Origin of the sequence: Subtercola boreus (assembly GCF_003399625.1) — a bacterium.
Classification (GTDB): domain Bacteria; phylum Actinomycetota; class Actinomycetes; order Actinomycetales; family Microbacteriaceae; genus Subtercola; species Subtercola boreus_C.
Genome location: NZ_NBXA01000002.1, coordinates 38,840 through 53,037, shown reverse-complemented (window position 1 = coordinate 53,037; position 14,198 = coordinate 38,840). Strand labels below are relative to the sequence as shown.

Here is a 14,198-nt window from a genome sequence, read left to right as displayed (position 1 = left end):
TCGGCGGCGAGCGGCGCCCCGGCGCGGGCGGCGGCGAGCGCGGCCCCGGCCTTCGCGAACCGGGGGGTAGGGCATCCGGGGCCCGCCGTATCCTCGGCCACCTGCACAGCACCGAGATCGTCGGCGCTCTCGTGCTGCTCCTCCTGCTCGTCGCCGCCCTCGCCCCGAGCCTCCTCACCGCGACCGATCCCCTCGGAATCGCCCCGGCCGACGCCTTCACCCCGCCGTCGCCCGGGCACTGGTTCGGCACCGACGAGTCCGGGCGCGACATCTTCACCCGGGTCGTCTACGGTGCCCGGTCGTCACTGCTGATCGGCGTGGCGGCGACCGGGATCGGGCTGGTGCTGGCGGTCATCCTCGGCTCCCTCGCCGGCCTCGGTCCGCGCGGCGTCGACTTCGGCGTGAACCGGCTGCTCGAGGTGCTGTTCGCGTTCCCGGGGCTGCTGCTGGCGCTGCTGTTCATCACGATCTTCGGGCCAGGAGTGGCGACATCGACGATCGCCGTCGGGCTTGCCACGGCGCCCGGTTACGCGCGGATCATCCGGTCGGAGATCCGTTCGATCCGTGGATCGGGGTATATCGAGGCCGCGACGGTGCTCGGGCGGAGCCCGGCGCAGATCTTCCGCCGGCACATCCTGCCGAACGTGGCAGCCGGGCTGTTCGCGCTGGCGACGCTCGGGATCGGGCAGGCGATCGTGTGGGCGGCGGCGCTGAGCTTCCTCGGGCTGGGGGCTGTGCCGCCTGCCGCGGAATGGGGCGCGATGCTGTCGGCGGGGCGAACGTACATCAGTGTTGCGTGGTGGCTGACGTTCTTTCCGGGGGCGTTCGTGGTGCTGGCCGCAGCGTCGGCAACGGTACTCGGGCGGAGCCTCCAGCGCCGGAACCGGGAGCGGTGATGAGCGAGCGTGATGCCGTGGCGATGAGCGAGCGTGCCGCCGTGCTCGACGTGCGGAACCTCCGCGTCGCGTTCCGCTCCGGGCGCGCGAGCACTACCGTCGTCGACGGCGTCGGTCTCCGGATCGAACCCGGGCAGTGCCTCGCGTTGGTGGGCGAATCGGGGTCGGGCAAGAGCGTGACGGCACGCAGCATCCTGGGCCTCGCGGGCGACGGAGCGCGCGTGTCCGCCGATCGCCTCAGGGTCGGCTCCCACGACGTGCTCACCCTCGGGAACCGCCAGCTGCGGGCGATGCGGGGTGCCGACGTGGGGCTCGTGCTGCAGGATGCCCTCGTCTCGCTCGACCCGCTCCGCACGGTGGGCCGGGAGATCGCGGATGCGCTCCGCCTGCACACCCGCCTCACGCCGTCGGAGCGGAGCGCACGCGTGCTGCAGGTGCTCGCCGAGGTGGGCGTTCCCGAACCGCACCTGCGCGCACGGCAGCGGTCGGGCGAACTCTCGGGCGGGCTCCGGCAGCGGGCGCTCATCGCGTCGGCCATCGCCCTCGAACCATCGCTCCTGATCGCGGACGAACCGACCACCGCCCTCGACACCACCGTGCAGGAGCAGATCCTGCGGCTGCTCGAGCGGCTGAAGAGCGAGGGCACGGGAATCCTGCTGATCAGCCACGACCTGGCGGTGGTCAGCCGCATCGCCGACACGATCGCCGTGATGACAGACGGGCGCATCGTCGAGCAGGGGCCCGCCGCGCAGGTTCTCGGCGACCCGCAGCACGACTACACCCGGCGCCTCATCCGCGCGGTGCCGGCCGGGCGCCCGCGCGGCACCCGCCTGGCCCCCACCCCCTCCACCCTCGTACCCACCTCGCCCACCGCACCCGCGTCGAAAGGACCCGAACCGCTCGAAAGCGACGCCATTCCAGCAGTTAGCGTCCTTTCGACGGGCTTTGTGCACCTCGCAGCGGCAGGTCGCACTGTCGCACTCGAGGCCCGCGGGCTCTCGAAGAGCTACCGCGGCCCCGACGCCTCGCGGCGCCTCGTCGTCGACGACGTCTCGTTCGTGCTGGAGCGCGGGCGCACCCTCGGGCTCGTCGGCGAGTCCGGCTCGGGAAAGACGACGACCGCCCGCCTCGCGCTCGGGCTGACGGCTCCGGATGCCGGAACGCTCACCCTCGGAGGCGCACCGTGGAGCATCCTGCGCGAACGCCTGCGCCGCCCCGAGCGGAGGCGGATCGGGGCGATCTACCAGGATCCGCTGGGGTCGTTCGATCCTCGCTGGAACGTGCGGGAGATCCTCGCCGACGCGCTCACGTCAGGCCGGGGCGCCAGCGGAGTCGGCGGCTCAGTCGGCGGGCGGGCCGCTCTCGCCCGGTCGATCGCCGGGCTCCTCGACTCCGTCGGCCTGGCGAGCGCACTCGCCGACCGCAGGCCGTTGCACCTGTCGGGCGGGCAACGCCAGCGCGTGGCGATCGCGCGGGCGCTGGCGCCTGATCCCGAGATCCTCGTCTGCGACGAGCCCGTCTCCGCTCTCGACGTCTCGGTGCAGGCACAGGTGCTCGACCTGCTCGACGAACTGCAACGCGAACGGGGCCTGAGTTACCTCTTCATCTCGCACGACCTCGGCGTGGTGCAGCACATGAGCGACACGGTGGCGGTGATGTTCGACGGACGCATCGTCGAGACGGGCCCGAGCGCCGATGTGTTCGCGCGCCCGGCGCACGAGTACACCCGCCGCCTGCTCGAGGCGGCCCCGCGCCTCCGCTGACGCGCGGGCGCCCGCAGCGCCGAAGCGCCGGTGCGCCGGGTACCTAGAGCGAGAACGACGTCTCGTAGATCGACAGCACGGGCGGCCCCGCCAGGATCGTGCCGAGCTCGCTCTTTCCCTCGTCGGTCTGGCGCCAGGCGCGGTAAGCGGTGTCGGCCTCGATCGACTCCCAGCGCTCGAGCACGGTCACGTGAGTGGCGTCGTCGCGGTCGATGAGCACGTCGACACCGAGGTTGCCCTTGCGGGCGCGGGTCTGGGTGAGCACCGTGCGGATGAGGCCCTCCGATCCGGAGACGGCTTCGGGCTTCAGTCGCAGTTCGAGCGTGGCGGTGATCATGGTTCTCCTTCGTCTGTGCGCGGCGCGGGCACGCGCCCACGCTTCCTCCAACCTCCCACAGCCGCGTGGGATTCCTCCACCGGAAGGATGATTTCGGCCCGCCCGGGATGCAGAATCTCCCATCTGGCCACCCCGCGCCCCCGCACGCCGCCTACGGTGTTCTTATGATCCGCGCCCTCACCTCCCGCCAACTGGGAACAGACATCGGCGTGGCCGCAGTGCTCGTCGTTGTGGCGCTCGCCTACACGGCCCAGTCCGGTTACGTGGGTTTCGCTGACGCCGGGGTGGCCCTCGGGATGGGCGTCGCTCTCGCGCTCCGGCGGTTCAGTCCGCCGCTCGCGCTCATCCTCGCGTGGCTGGTCGCCGTGCTCCAGATGCTGCTGAGGCAGGATCCGGGCCTCGCCGACCTCGCCATCCTCCCGGTGCTCTACTCGACTGCCGCCTACGGCCCCAGCATTCTGCGCTGGCTCGGCTTCGCGTCGACGTTCGTCGGGGCCGCTCTCGCGACGCTCTACTCGGTGACCATTCCCGCGCTGCTCACGTATGCGACGCCCTCGGTCATCTACCAGGGCCTCCGTGCCGGCCTGAACGGCGAACTCGCGTCGGTGGCGGAGAGCACGCTGATCGTCTTCACCGGTTCGGTGGCGGTGTTCATCCTGAGCTGGGTCCTGGGGGTGCTGACGCGAGCGTTCTCCCGTTCGGAGGCGAGCCGCGCGGCCCAGCAGACGGCGGAGAGCGACCGGCTGCTCGCCGAGCAGGCGGTGATCGTCGAGCAGGAGCGGAACCGCATCGCCCGGGACATGCACGACATCGTCGCGCACTCGCTCGCCGTCGTGATCGCCCAGGCCGACGGCGCACGGTACCTATATGCCTCGTCAGGCATACATCACGACCGAATCGCAGATCCACGGGATGGGCACGACCTCGTCGACGAGTCGCTGAGCACGATCGCGAGCACCGCACGCGGGGCGCTCGCCGATGTTCGGGTACTGCTCGGCGAGCTCCGGCACAACGAGCCGAGCGGACCACAGCCGGGACTCAGCGAGTTGGATGACCTGGCCCGCCAGTTCGGATCGACCGGGCTCACGGTCGAGCTCCGCACGAGCGGTATCACTGCACCCCTCGGTTCCCCCCGCGAGCTCGCCGTCTACCGCATCGTGCAGGAAGCGCTGACGAACGCGCTCCGGCACGCCGACCGTTCCGAACCCGTGGTCGTCGCGCTCGATTGGGGCCGGGAGGAACTCTGGCTGACCGTGACGAGCTCGAACCCGGTCGCGGGTGGGGACGCAATCGCCGGTTCGGGCCACGGCATTCCCGGCATGATCGAGCGCGCGACCCTCGCCGGCGGGGTGCTCGCTGCGGCTCCCCGGGGCACGCTCTTTGTGGTCTCGGCCCAGCTGCCGGTTCCCGTAGCCCCTACAGGACCCCAGCCGGAACCGAACCGGGCGGTCCCCGCGTGAGCGACCCCGTGGTCATCCGGGTCGCGCTGGTCGACGACCAGGCGCTCTTCCGCTCCGGTCTCCGGATGCTCGTGGCCAGCCAGCCCGACCTGCTGCTCGTGGGTGAGGCCGCCGACGGAGCCTCGAGCGTCGAGCTGGCGGCCGCGGTGCGTCCCGACGTGATCCTCATGGACGTTCGGATGCCCGGAATGAACGGCATCGAGGCGACCCAGCACATCCTGGCCGGAGCGGATGCCCGGGGTGCGGCACGGCCGCGCATCATCGTGCTGACCACCTTCGACCTCGACGAAGCTGCCGCGCGCGCCATCCGGAGCGGGGCGAGCGGCTTCGTGCTGAAGGACGCCGAGCCCGCCTTCCTGCTCTCGGCCATCCGGATGGTGCACAGCGGCAGCGCCGTGATCGCCCCCTCGGCGACCCGCGAACTCTTCGACCACTTCACGGCCGGCTCAGCGAAGACCCCACCGCCGCCGGCCTTCGATTCACTGACGGTGCGCGAGCGGGCGATCTTCAACCAGGTCGCACGCGGGCTCAGCAACGCCGAGATCGCGGCCGACGAGTTCGTGAGCGAGGCCACCGTGAAGACGCACCTCAGCCGCGTGCTCGGCAAGCTGGGGCTCCGAGACCGGGTGCAGCTCGTGGTCTTCGCCTACGAGCACGGCCTGGCCGGCTGAACCCGCGGATCATCCTGTCTTGCCGGATGAACCCCCGAATCATCCCTCCGGCTGACCCCGGTCATCCGTTCGAGCGATTCGGCGCGCGCGAGCCTTTCCTATGGTCGGAGAATGACCCCAGAGACGCTCACCCCGCCCGTTCCGGCCCGCCAGCACCTGAACGCTTCGCACCGGGCACCGATCGCCGAGACCCTGAACCTGAGCAAGTCGTACGGCGCCGACTCCGCCACGGTCAGCGCGCTTCGCAACGTCACCCTGCGGCTCGAGGCCGGCAGCTTCACGGCGATCATGGGGCCGAGCGGATCAGGCAAGTCGACGCTGATGCACATCATGGCCGGGCTCGACGACGCGACATCCGGAACCGTCGCCCTCGGCGGAACCGACATCACCCGCCTCGACGACCGCGCGCTCACCCTGCTGCGCCGACGCCGGATCGGGTTCGTCTTCCAGTCGTTCAATCTGGTGCCGACGCTCGACGTGCGCCAGAACATCCTGCTGCCGTACGAGCTCGACGGTCGCCGGCCCGACGCTGCCGAGACGGCTCGGATGCTCGCGCTGGTCGACTCCCTCGGGCTCACCGCACGGCTCGGCCACCGCCCGCACGAGCTGTCGGGCGGCCAGCAGCAGCGGGTCGCGATCGCCCGCGCGCTCGTCACCCGCCCGGAACTCGTCTTCGCCGACGAGCCCACCGGCAACCTCGACTCGAAGACGAGCCGCGACGTGCTCGGGCTGCTCGCGAACGCAAGCCGAGAACACGGGCAGAGCATCGCGATGGTGACCCACGACCCGATCGCTGCGAGTTTCGCAGACCGCATCGTCTTCCTCGCCGATGGCCGGGTGGTGGATGACCGGGGGCCGTCGTCGGCGCACGAGATCAGCCGCCTCATGCTCGACCTCGAGGTCGCCGCGTGAGTGCCGCCCGGCCCACCGCTGCCAGCCCCACCACTGCGCGCCCCACCGCCGCGCAAATCACCGCCGCCCGGCCGCTCCGCGAGCACACCGCGAGCATCCTCGTCGCCGCTCTGAGCTCCGCGTTCGGCGTCTCGCTCCTCGAGACTGTGTCGGTGCTGACCACCGCCATCGCCGCCGACGACGTCACCGGGGCCAGCGCGACGGTCGCGTCCCTCCTGCCCATCGCTGCCGTCGTCTTCCTCAGCGTCGCGGTATATGTGGGCGCCGTCGTCACGGCCAACAGCTTCCAGACGATCATCGCCGGTCGCACCCGGGCGATCGCGCTCCGCCGACTGCTCGGTTCCGAGGCACGCACGGAACGGGCATCCATCGTCCGCGAGGGGCTGCTCATCGGCCTGGCCGGGTCGATTCTCGGGGCCCTGGGAGGCACCGTCGTGACGGTCCTCCTGATCGGAACCTGTGTCGGCGCCGGGTTCCTCCCCGACCTGCCCTACGCTCCTCTCACCCCGGTGGTCGGCCTTCCCGTGGTTGCCGTGGCGCTCAGCACGTGGGCTGCGTCATGGGTGGGTTCCCGCGGGGTGCTGGCCGTCACGCCGATCCAGGCGATCGCCGCCGCGCTGCCCTCCGACCAGCGTGAGGCCGCGGGCGGGCCCGCCCGTGCCGCCGTCGCTCTGGCGCTCTTCCTCGGGGGCGACATCCTGCTCGCGGCAGGCGTCTTCGTCGGACTCGGCGACCCGCGGGGAGTGCTCGTGGCGCTGTTAGGCGGCATCGTGTCGTTCCTGGGAGTGATCGTGGGCGCGAACCGGGTGCTGCCGGTCATCCTGAGCGCCGTCGGCCGCCTCTTCGGGAGCGGTCCTACAGCCCTCGTCGCCTCCCGGAACGCGGTTCGGAACCCCGAACGGAGCGCCCGCTCGACCGTCGGACTGCTGATCGGCGTGACCCTGATCACCACGTTCGCGGTGGCGACGGCCGGCTTCCAGCAGATGATCCGCACGGCCCAGGCCGCCCAACCCGAGGTGTACGAGGGGGTCGACAGGATGCTCGTCAGCACGGTCGTCGTCTTCTCGGCCCTGATGGGTTTCAGCGCCCTCATCGCGGCCGTCGGCCTCGTGAACACGCTGTCGCTGAGTGTGCTCCAGCGTACCCGCGAGCTCGGACTGCTCCGCGCCCTCGGATTCACCCGCGGCCAGCTACGGAGGATGATCGTGGCCGAGAGCACGGCCCTCACCCTGTCGGCGGTCGTGCTCGGCGTAGCGCTCGGAACCTTCTACGGCTGGGCCGGCGCCCAGTCGCTCCTCGGCGGCATCGCGGGAAGCCCCGGTCTCGTGGCACCGACCGTGCCCCCGGGGCTCGTGGCGGCTCTCGCCGTCGCGGCGGCGCTCCTCACGCTGCTCGCGTCGCTCGCGCCCGCCCGCCGCGCGACCCGCGTCACGCCGACCGTGGCGCTGGCCGCCGCCTGACGCGCCCCGTGCCGCCCGGCGGGCACCACGCGCCCGGCGGGCACCACGCGCCCGCCGGCACCACGCGCCCGCCCGCGAGCGCCACGCTAGATCGCGACGGGTTCGAGCTCCGCGGCCTCCGTCGCCTCGGCCCCGGTCACCTTCACCGACGGCGACAGCACCGCGATCACGATGTTCGCGGCAGCGAAGACCGCCGCGACCAGCAGCCCGAACTGGAACCCGCCGACCGCCGCGGCCACCGGTGCCGTACCTCCGGCCAGCGCATCCGCGATGTGCGACGTCGCCAGCGTGGTGATCACGGCCAGCCCGAGCGCACCGCCGACCTGGTACCCCGCGTTCAGCACTCCGGATGCCGCACCGGCATCGTTCCGGTGCACCTTCGACTGCGCCGCCACCTGCGCCGGAACCCCCATCGCGGTGATGCCGAGTCCGAACAGCACGAGGCCGGGCAGCAGGTTGGTCGCATAGTCGTTCTGCGCATCCGCCCCCGACAGCAGCACCAGCCCCACCACGCTGATGAGCGCGGCGACGATCTGCACCGGCCGGGTGCCGAAGGTCGTCACGAAACGGGAGGCGACGACCGCCCCCACGATGGCCGCGACACCCATCGGCAGGAACGCGATCCCCGTGTCGAGCGCCGAGAGCCCCCGCACCTGCTGCAAAAAGATCGCCGTCAGGAAGAACATCGCCAGGAACCCGGCGCTGTTCAGCCCGAGCGCCACCACGGAGAACGACAGGCTCCGAGTGCGGAACAGCCGGAGCGGAATGAGCGGAGCCGCCGACCGCGATTCGACCAGCACGAACGCCCCGAGCAGCAGCACTCCCCCGGCAAGCAGCCCGATCACCTCGACCGAGCCCCAGCCGAGAGGTTCCGCGCGGATCACACCGAGCATGATCGCGAGCAGCCCGGTCGTGCTGAGCACCGCGCCCGCGATGTCGAAGGTGCGCCTGCCGGTGACCTCCGCGCGGCTCTCGTGCACGATGAGGAACGCGGCCACGATCACGATGACACCGATCGGCACGTTCACGAGGAACACCCAGCGCCAGCTGAGACTGTCGACCAGAACGCCGCCCACAATCGCGCCGAGCGTGCCGCCGAGGCCGGCGAGTCCGCCCCAGATGCCGAGCGCGATGTTCCGCCGGCGGCCGTGCTCGAAGGTCACGGTGAGGAGGGTCAGCGCACTCGCGGAGAGCATCGCACCGCCGAGTCCCTGCACCCCGCGGAAGAGGATCAGCTCGAACGGCGAGGTCGCGAGTCCGGCCGCGAGCGACGACAGCGCGAAGACGACGAGCCCGATCACGAACACGCGCCGGCGCCCGATCAGGTCGGCAGACCTCCCGCCGAGCAGCAGGAAACCGCCGAAGATCAACGTGTAGGCGCTGATCACCCACTGCAGGTCATCCGGAGCGAATCCGAGGTCGGTCTGCATGTTCGGCAGCGCGACGTTCACGATGGTCACGTCGAGCACCACCATGAACTGCGCTATCGCGAGCACGACCAGGGTGCTCCAGGGGCTCTGTCTCATTGTCTGTTCCTGCTTCCGCTCCTGTGCGACGCGCATCTACGCCGTACATTTACAATGTACATCTACGGCGTATAGGAGCGCAAGACCGGTCGGGATGTCGCGGGGCAGCGCCGGGCGGCCGAACCCTCCGTCGCCGCAGGCGGGTGCGCGACCTCTCAGGCGGGTTGGATGCCGAGAGTGCCGGCCACGAGAAAGTCGACGCCCCGGCCGAAGTAGGCATCCTCGCTCGGGCAGACCAGGAAGAACTCGGCGGACTCCAGCAGGGCAGGAAACTTCTTCGGATCCATCGACTCGAGCGCAGCGCGCTTGCTCCGCAGATGCGCATCGCGCGCCTCCGGATCCCCCAGGGCATCCTGCCCGGGCTCCATCGCCACGAGCTCCACCAGCGAGCAGAGCAGGAACATCCCGGTCTGGGCGGCCTCCGCCGGCGAGAACCGGGCCGATCGCAGCAGTCCGATCACGCGCTCGGCAATCCCGAGACCCGCCTCGGACTTCATGATGCGGGACGGCACCATCTCCGCGACCAGCGGATGCCCGCGCAGGGCCTCCAGCACGGCAACCAGCACAGCCTGCAGGTCGGCATCCCACGGGGAGACCCGATCCGGAAGCGCCACCTCCCCGTAGATGCGCTCGGCGATGCCGTCGAAGAGCGCCTCCTTGTCGGCGAAGTGCCAGTAGAGCGCCATCGGCGTGACCGAGTTGTCGGTCGCCACCCGGCGGATCGTCACCGCCTCGAGCCCCTCGCGATCGGCGATCTCGAGGGCGCTGGCCGCCAACACCCCGCGGCTCAGCCGCTCGCGGGACTTCCCTCGTGGCGTGGTTCCCGTGGATGCACTCATGCCTCCACTGTACTCCGTACAGGCGCACTCATCCTTGGCGCGGATCAGAGGAGAAAAAAGAACCCCCGACGCTTCACGGCTCAAGTCCGGAGAGGCGCGCTCGGGGGAATACCTGAAAACCATATCACAGCAAAACCGAATATAATTCATCTTCGACATGGAAACCCATCACCGAGCTGCCCTCGTGCGCGCAATATCGCCAGACCGCCTCCGTGCTTTCCGGCTCGAGTCCGCCCGGTCGGGTCGCGATGAACTACGTCTCTACCTCTGGGACCGCGATCTGTCAGCTGCCGCGATAGCCGATATCGCCATTCTCGAAGTCGCTCTGCGCAACGCCATGAACGACGCCCTGACACGATCCTCCGGACGGCCGGACTGGTACCGCCAGGCGATGGGACTCGACAACAGATCCCTTCAGGCCGTAGCCAGGGCTTGGAACGACGTTCCGGAGTCTCGGCGCACCCCTGGCCGTGTCGTCGCTCAGTTGATGTTCGGGTTCTGGCGAAACCTTCTCGAGGCCGGTGGCGATGTCGGTTTCGGTCCTCTCAAGCGATCGGTCGACTACGAAGACCTCTGGCGAGCGTCACTCCATTCCGCATTCCGGGGCGGCCGCGCCGTCGCACTGGCAGAACATGGACAGTTCACCCGCGCATGGACGCTCGACACCGTAAAGGAGGTCCAGGCGATCAGGAACCGGGCAGCTCACCACGAACCGCTTCTCAACGGCATTCCCATACCCGGCGCTAATCGACGGATAACGATCCAAGAGGGCCTGGCCAGATGCTTCAAACTCGCCCGCCTTCTCGACCGGGATCTTGAAACGTGGTTGCGCTCCAATAGCAGCCTTGCTGCCGCGCTCGCGATGGAGCCTGGTGACGATCTGTAGCCGAGACCGCCAGGCGCCCTGCCTACAATGGAGGCGAACCTCGGGAGGGTCCCCCTGTCACGTCTGCCCACGAGCGAATCGTCGCGCCGCGACATCCGCGCGCCGAGAACGCCGGGCGGGCAGCGGCTCGATGGGCAGCGGCTCGGCGGGCCGAACCCGTCGCTTCGTGACCTCACGCGCTCCGAATTCAACCCCGCCCCGCTGATCGGCATCGCTGCGGTGCTGGTGCTGCTCGGCATCCGCTGGCTGGCACCGCCCGGGCTGACCGCGTGGATGACCGACCCGGCCCGCGACTTCGTCACCCTCTCGATCAGCGTGATCATCGAGTCGCTGCCGTTCGTCTTTCTCGGAATCGTGCTCTCGAGCCTGGTACAGGTGTGGCTGCCGGAGGGCTTCCTGCTCAGGCGACTGCCCCGGAACCCCGCACTGAGAAGGCTCAGCATCTCGCTGCTGGGGGTGCTGCTGCCGGTCTGCGAGTGCGGGAACGTGCCCCTCTCCCGTGGCCTCATCATGAGCGGGCTCACCGTCGCGGATTCGATGACGTTCCTCTTCGCGGCCCCGATCATCAACCCGATCACGATCATCACCACCTACCAGGCCTTCGGCTGGAACGACGGTATCCTGGTCTCCCGCATCGTCGGGGGCCTGCTCATCGCCAACCTGGTCGGCTGGATCTTCAGCCGCCACCCGCAGCCCGAGACGTTGCTGACGCCCGGGTTCCAGGAGGCGTGCGCTGTGGATGCCGCCGCCCCCCGCACCGGCCGCGTGCGCCGCACCTTCCTGCAGTTCTCCACCGAGACCAGCGCGATGATGCCCGCCCTGTTCATCGGGGCCGGGATCGCCGGGCTCATCCAGGTCGCCGTCTCCCGCAACCTGCTCGTCGCACTCGGCAGCAACCCGCTCTGGTCTGTTCTGGCACTCATGCTGCTCGCGTTCGTCGTGGCCATCTGTTCGAACGTGGACGCGTTCTTCATCCTGTCGTTCGGATCGACCTTCCTCCCCGGCGGAATCGTCGCCTTCCTGGTCTTCGGACCGATGATCGACGTGAAGATGCTCGCACTGCTCCGCACCACGTTCACAGCAAAGACCCTCGTGCAGGTGAGTATCCTGATCGCGATGTGTGCTGCGACTCTCGGATTGGCCGTGAACTTTGTCTTTTAGCCGCCTCATCTCCCGCTGGCAGGGTCTCGCCCTGAGCCTCATCGGCGTCGTCGCCACGGTGTGGCTCGGTTTCGCCGGGCAGCTCGGGCTGTACATCCACCCGCGGTACTACGTATTCACCCTGATCATGGCGGCTGTCGCCGTGGTGCTGATCGTGGGTGCGTTCGCGGTTGTCCCTGCGTCCGATGACGACGGGCACGGCCACGCGGATGCCCACGACCACGACGGCCACGCACATCCCTCGACTCCCCGCCGCCGCAGACGGTTCTGGATGCTCGCCGGCAGCGCAGCGAGCCTCGCCGTCGTGGCGGCCGCCGTGGCGACCCTGCTCGTGGTGCCGCCCTCGACGCTGACCTCCTCGACGGTCGAGCAGCGCAGCATCAACAGCTCCTCCGCCACCCTCGGGAACACCAGCGCCCAGGCCGCCAGCACCACCGACGACACGTCCGCGTACACGGTCAAGAACTGGTCGCTGCTCATGCGGCAGGGCGTGGGGCTCGACTACTTCGGCGGCCGGGCCGAGAGCATCACCGGGTTCGTGACGCCCGACGCCGACGATCCCGACAACGTCTTCTTCGTCGCCCGTTTCGTGGTGACCTGCTGCGCGGTCGACGCCCAGCCCGTCGGCGTGGCCGTCTACCAGCCGGGCTGGCAGAGTTCGTACCCCGTCGACAGCTGGGTGAGCGTCGACGGCACGTTCGGCGCCGACCCGAGCGTGCTCAGCGCGGCATCGATCGTGTTGCAGCCCGACCGGATCGCCGCCATCGCCCAGCCCTCAGACCCCTATGTCTACTGAGTCGTCAGCCGGGCCCTCCGCACGCCGGTTCCGGATGCTCCTCTACGGCAGCATCGCCGTCTTCACCCTGCTCGCGGCCGGCCTCGTCGCACTGAACCTCACGCAGGGGCCGCGGCTGACCACCGCCCAGATGAACGTGCAGACCAGCGTCGAGCGTGCCGGTCAGCGGCTGCTCCTGCAGGCGAACGAGGTCATCGCTCCGGTCTCCGACGCGCAGGTGAGCGTGAGCCCCGCGGCGACCGTGAAGACGACCACGAACCAGACGAGCATCCAGGTCGAGTTCGGCAGTGTGCTCGCCTACAACACCACCTACACCGTGACGGCAACCGGCGTGCGGAGCGCGTCCCAGAATGCCACCTCCACCTTCACCTACTCCTTCACGACTCCGGATGCCGTGGTGTCCTACCTCGTTCCGGGTTCGACGACGGGCGTGGGCGCGGCGGGCGGCGCTGCGACAGACGACCGCATCGTGCGCGCCTCCCTCACGGGAGAAACCAGCGACACCGTCTTCAGCGCACCGGAGATCCGCCGCTTCACCACGATCGGCTCGAAACTCGTGGTGGCGACACCGGACACCGACGGCTACGACCTGCTCGACATCGTGTCGCCTGACGGATCAGCAGCCCCCATCCCCGTGCAGCTGGCAGGCCCCGGAACCGTGACCGGGCTCGCCTCCTCGGTGAAGAGCAATCTCTTCGGCTACACCTACCGCGCCGCGCCGTCGCCGTTCTACCCGACCTCCGCAGATCAGCTGTACATCTACGACACCACGCTCGGCCAGGCCTATTCGATCCCCGTCACCGGGCCGGATCACGAGCTGCTCGACGTGAAGTCGTGGGCCTTCCTGCCCGGAACCACGTCACTCGTTGTGCAGCGCCCCGACGGCGCCCTGTTCCTCGTCGACGCCCTGGGCCTGCTCGACGGCTCGTCGGCTGCCGTCCAGGTCGGTGCGGTGGATGACATGCTCGGCTTCCTCCCGAACACGAAGTCGCTCGTGACCGCGTCGGGCGGGTCAGCGGCGACGATCGACTTCGCCCAGCCGGGCACGCCCGTGACGGCGCCGTTCGCGCTCGCCGGAGCCGCAGTCGGAGCCGCCAACGGGGCGAGCACTCTCCTACCCGAACCCCTCGACAGCACCGGCGCAGTGGTCGCACCCGGCCCCGGCGCCACGAGCCTGCAGAAGGTCGACGGCACAGGTTCCGAGACACTGTTCAGCGCGCCCGCGGGCACCACGATCATCCGGTACTGCCTCTCAGCCAACGGCCGCTACGCCGTGGCAGAGGCGGCAGACGCCGCCACCGCAACCGCAACAGTACCCACCACCGCGGTACCCACCGCAGCGGCACCCACCATCGCAGCCACCACCACCACCTACATCCCGCTCGACGACCCCACGGCATCCCGCACCGTCACCGGCTCGCAACCCGACTGGTGCAGCGCAGGCTGAGTGCGCGCTGGGAGCCTGCGCGAGTGCACCATCTGCCGGAACAC

General features: G+C 69.9%; 13 protein-coding genes. 10 read left to right on the top strand and 3 right to left on the bottom strand.

The window, feature by feature from the left end; all coding sequences use genetic code 11:
• Positions 1-89 precede the first annotated feature (89 nt).
• Entirely contained in the window at positions 90-896 is an 807-nt protein-coding gene (locus tag B7R21_RS01370; protein ID WP_116281534.1) for an ABC transporter permease, read from the top strand.
• Positions 896-2,659 (top strand): dipeptide ABC transporter ATP-binding protein, encoded by a 1,764-nt coding sequence (locus tag B7R21_RS01365; RefSeq protein WP_253259573.1) that lies wholly within the window; start codon positions 896-898, stop codon positions 2,657-2,659. Before B7R21_RS01370 ends, B7R21_RS01365 begins: the two co-directional genes overlap by 1 nt.
• Before the next feature lie 43 nt (positions 2,660-2,702).
• Here B7R21_RS01365 and B7R21_RS01360 read toward each other — a convergent pair whose 3' ends face one another.
• Positions 2,703-2,996: a putative quinol monooxygenase gene (locus B7R21_RS01360; RefSeq protein ID WP_116281457.1), complete on the bottom strand. Its 294-nt coding sequence runs from the start codon at positions 2,994-2,996 to the stop codon at positions 2,703-2,705.
• Between the two features lie 164 nt (positions 2,997-3,160).
• On the opposite strand from B7R21_RS01360, the gene B7R21_RS01355 reads away from it, so the two are divergent.
• From B7R21_RS01355 to B7R21_RS01340, 4 genes are all read left to right on the top strand, one after another.
• Positions 3,161-4,456: a sensor histidine kinase gene (locus B7R21_RS01355; RefSeq protein ID WP_116281456.1), complete on the top strand. Its 1,296-nt coding sequence runs from the start codon at positions 3,161-3,163 to the stop codon at positions 4,454-4,456.
• A complete protein-coding gene (locus B7R21_RS01350) occupies positions 4,453-5,127 on the top strand; it encodes a response regulator (protein ID WP_216364069.1) in 675 nt (224 codons plus the stop codon). Before B7R21_RS01355 ends, B7R21_RS01350 begins: the two co-directional genes overlap by 4 nt.
• A gap of 111 nt (positions 5,128-5,238) precedes the next feature.
• On the top strand, positions 5,239-6,039 hold the full coding sequence (locus B7R21_RS01345; RefSeq protein ID WP_116281455.1) for an ABC transporter ATP-binding protein: 801 nt from the start codon (positions 5,239-5,241) through the stop codon (positions 6,037-6,039).
• A complete protein-coding gene (locus B7R21_RS01340) occupies positions 6,036-7,499 on the top strand; it encodes an ABC transporter permease (RefSeq protein ID WP_253259572.1) in 1,464 nt (487 codons plus the stop codon). The genes B7R21_RS01345 and B7R21_RS01340 overlap by 4 nt, the downstream gene beginning before the upstream one ends.
• A gap of 86 nt (positions 7,500-7,585) precedes the next feature.
• Here B7R21_RS01340 and B7R21_RS01335 read toward each other — a convergent pair whose 3' ends face one another.
• Both B7R21_RS01335 and B7R21_RS01330 read right to left on the bottom strand, forming a co-directional pair.
• Positions 7,586-9,025 (bottom strand): MFS transporter, encoded by a 1,440-nt coding sequence (locus B7R21_RS01335; RefSeq protein WP_116281454.1) that lies wholly within the window; start codon positions 9,023-9,025, stop codon positions 7,586-7,588.
• Positions 9,026-9,180: 155 nt separating this feature from the next.
• The gene (locus B7R21_RS01330; RefSeq protein WP_172592000.1) at positions 9,181-9,864 is read right to left on the bottom strand and encodes a TetR/AcrR family transcriptional regulator; all 684 of its coding nucleotides are present in this window, start codon (positions 9,862-9,864) and stop codon (positions 9,181-9,183) included.
• 157 nt (positions 9,865-10,021) lie between these two features.
• Here B7R21_RS01330 and B7R21_RS01325 point away from each other — a divergent pair, with 157 nt between their 5' ends.
• From B7R21_RS01325 to B7R21_RS01310, 4 genes are read left to right on the top strand one after another with little or no spacing between them, the layout of a single operon-like run.
• A complete protein-coding gene (locus tag B7R21_RS01325; RefSeq protein ID WP_116281452.1) occupies positions 10,022-10,750 on the top strand; it encodes a hypothetical protein in 729 nt (242 codons plus the stop codon).
• A gap of 27 nt (positions 10,751-10,777) precedes the next feature.
• Complete coding sequence (locus tag B7R21_RS01320; RefSeq protein WP_253259571.1) at positions 10,778-11,911, top strand: permease; 1,134 nt, start codon at positions 10,778-10,780, stop codon at positions 11,909-11,911.
• Positions 11,901-12,707 (top strand): TIGR03943 family putative permease subunit, encoded by an 807-nt coding sequence (locus B7R21_RS01315; protein WP_253259570.1) that lies wholly within the window; start codon positions 11,901-11,903, stop codon positions 12,705-12,707. The genes B7R21_RS01320 and B7R21_RS01315 overlap by 11 nt, the downstream gene beginning before the upstream one ends.
• Entirely contained in the window at positions 12,697-14,154 is a 1,458-nt protein-coding gene (locus B7R21_RS01310; protein WP_147305765.1) for a hypothetical protein, read from the top strand. Before B7R21_RS01315 ends, B7R21_RS01310 begins: the two co-directional genes overlap by 11 nt.
• Positions 14,155-14,198 lie beyond the last annotated feature (44 nt).

What these genes read in the sequence shown, in the direction of transcription:
- B7R21_RS01365 (WP_253259573.1), top strand. Translation starts at nt 896, where the DNA reads ATGAGCGAGCGTGATGCCGTGGCGATGAGCGAGCGTGCCGCCGTGCTC.
- B7R21_RS01360 (WP_116281457.1), bottom strand. Translation starts at nt 2,996, where the DNA reads ATGATCACCGCCACGCTCGAACTGCGACTGAAGCCCGAAGCCGTCTCC.
- B7R21_RS01355 (WP_116281456.1), top strand. Translation starts at nt 3,161, where the DNA reads ATGATCCGCGCCCTCACCTCCCGCCAACTGGGAACAGACATCGGCGTG.
- B7R21_RS01345 (WP_116281455.1), top strand. Translation starts at nt 5,239, where the DNA reads ATGACCCCAGAGACGCTCACCCCGCCCGTTCCGGCCCGCCAGCACCTG.
- B7R21_RS01335 (WP_116281454.1), bottom strand. Translation starts at nt 9,025, where the DNA reads ATGAGACAGAGCCCCTGGAGCACCCTGGTCGTGCTCGCGATAGCGCAG.
- B7R21_RS01330 (WP_172592000.1), bottom strand. Translation starts at nt 9,864, where the DNA reads ATGAGTGCATCCACGGGAACCACGCCACGAGGGAAGTCCCGCGAGCGG.
- B7R21_RS01325 (WP_116281452.1), top strand. Translation starts at nt 10,022, where the DNA reads ATGGAAACCCATCACCGAGCTGCCCTCGTGCGCGCAATATCGCCAGAC.
- B7R21_RS01320 (WP_253259571.1), top strand. Translation starts at nt 10,778, where the DNA reads ATGGAGGCGAACCTCGGGAGGGTCCCCCTGTCACGTCTGCCCACGAGC.
- B7R21_RS01310 (WP_147305765.1), top strand. Translation starts at nt 12,697, where the DNA reads ATGTCTACTGAGTCGTCAGCCGGGCCCTCCGCACGCCGGTTCCGGATG.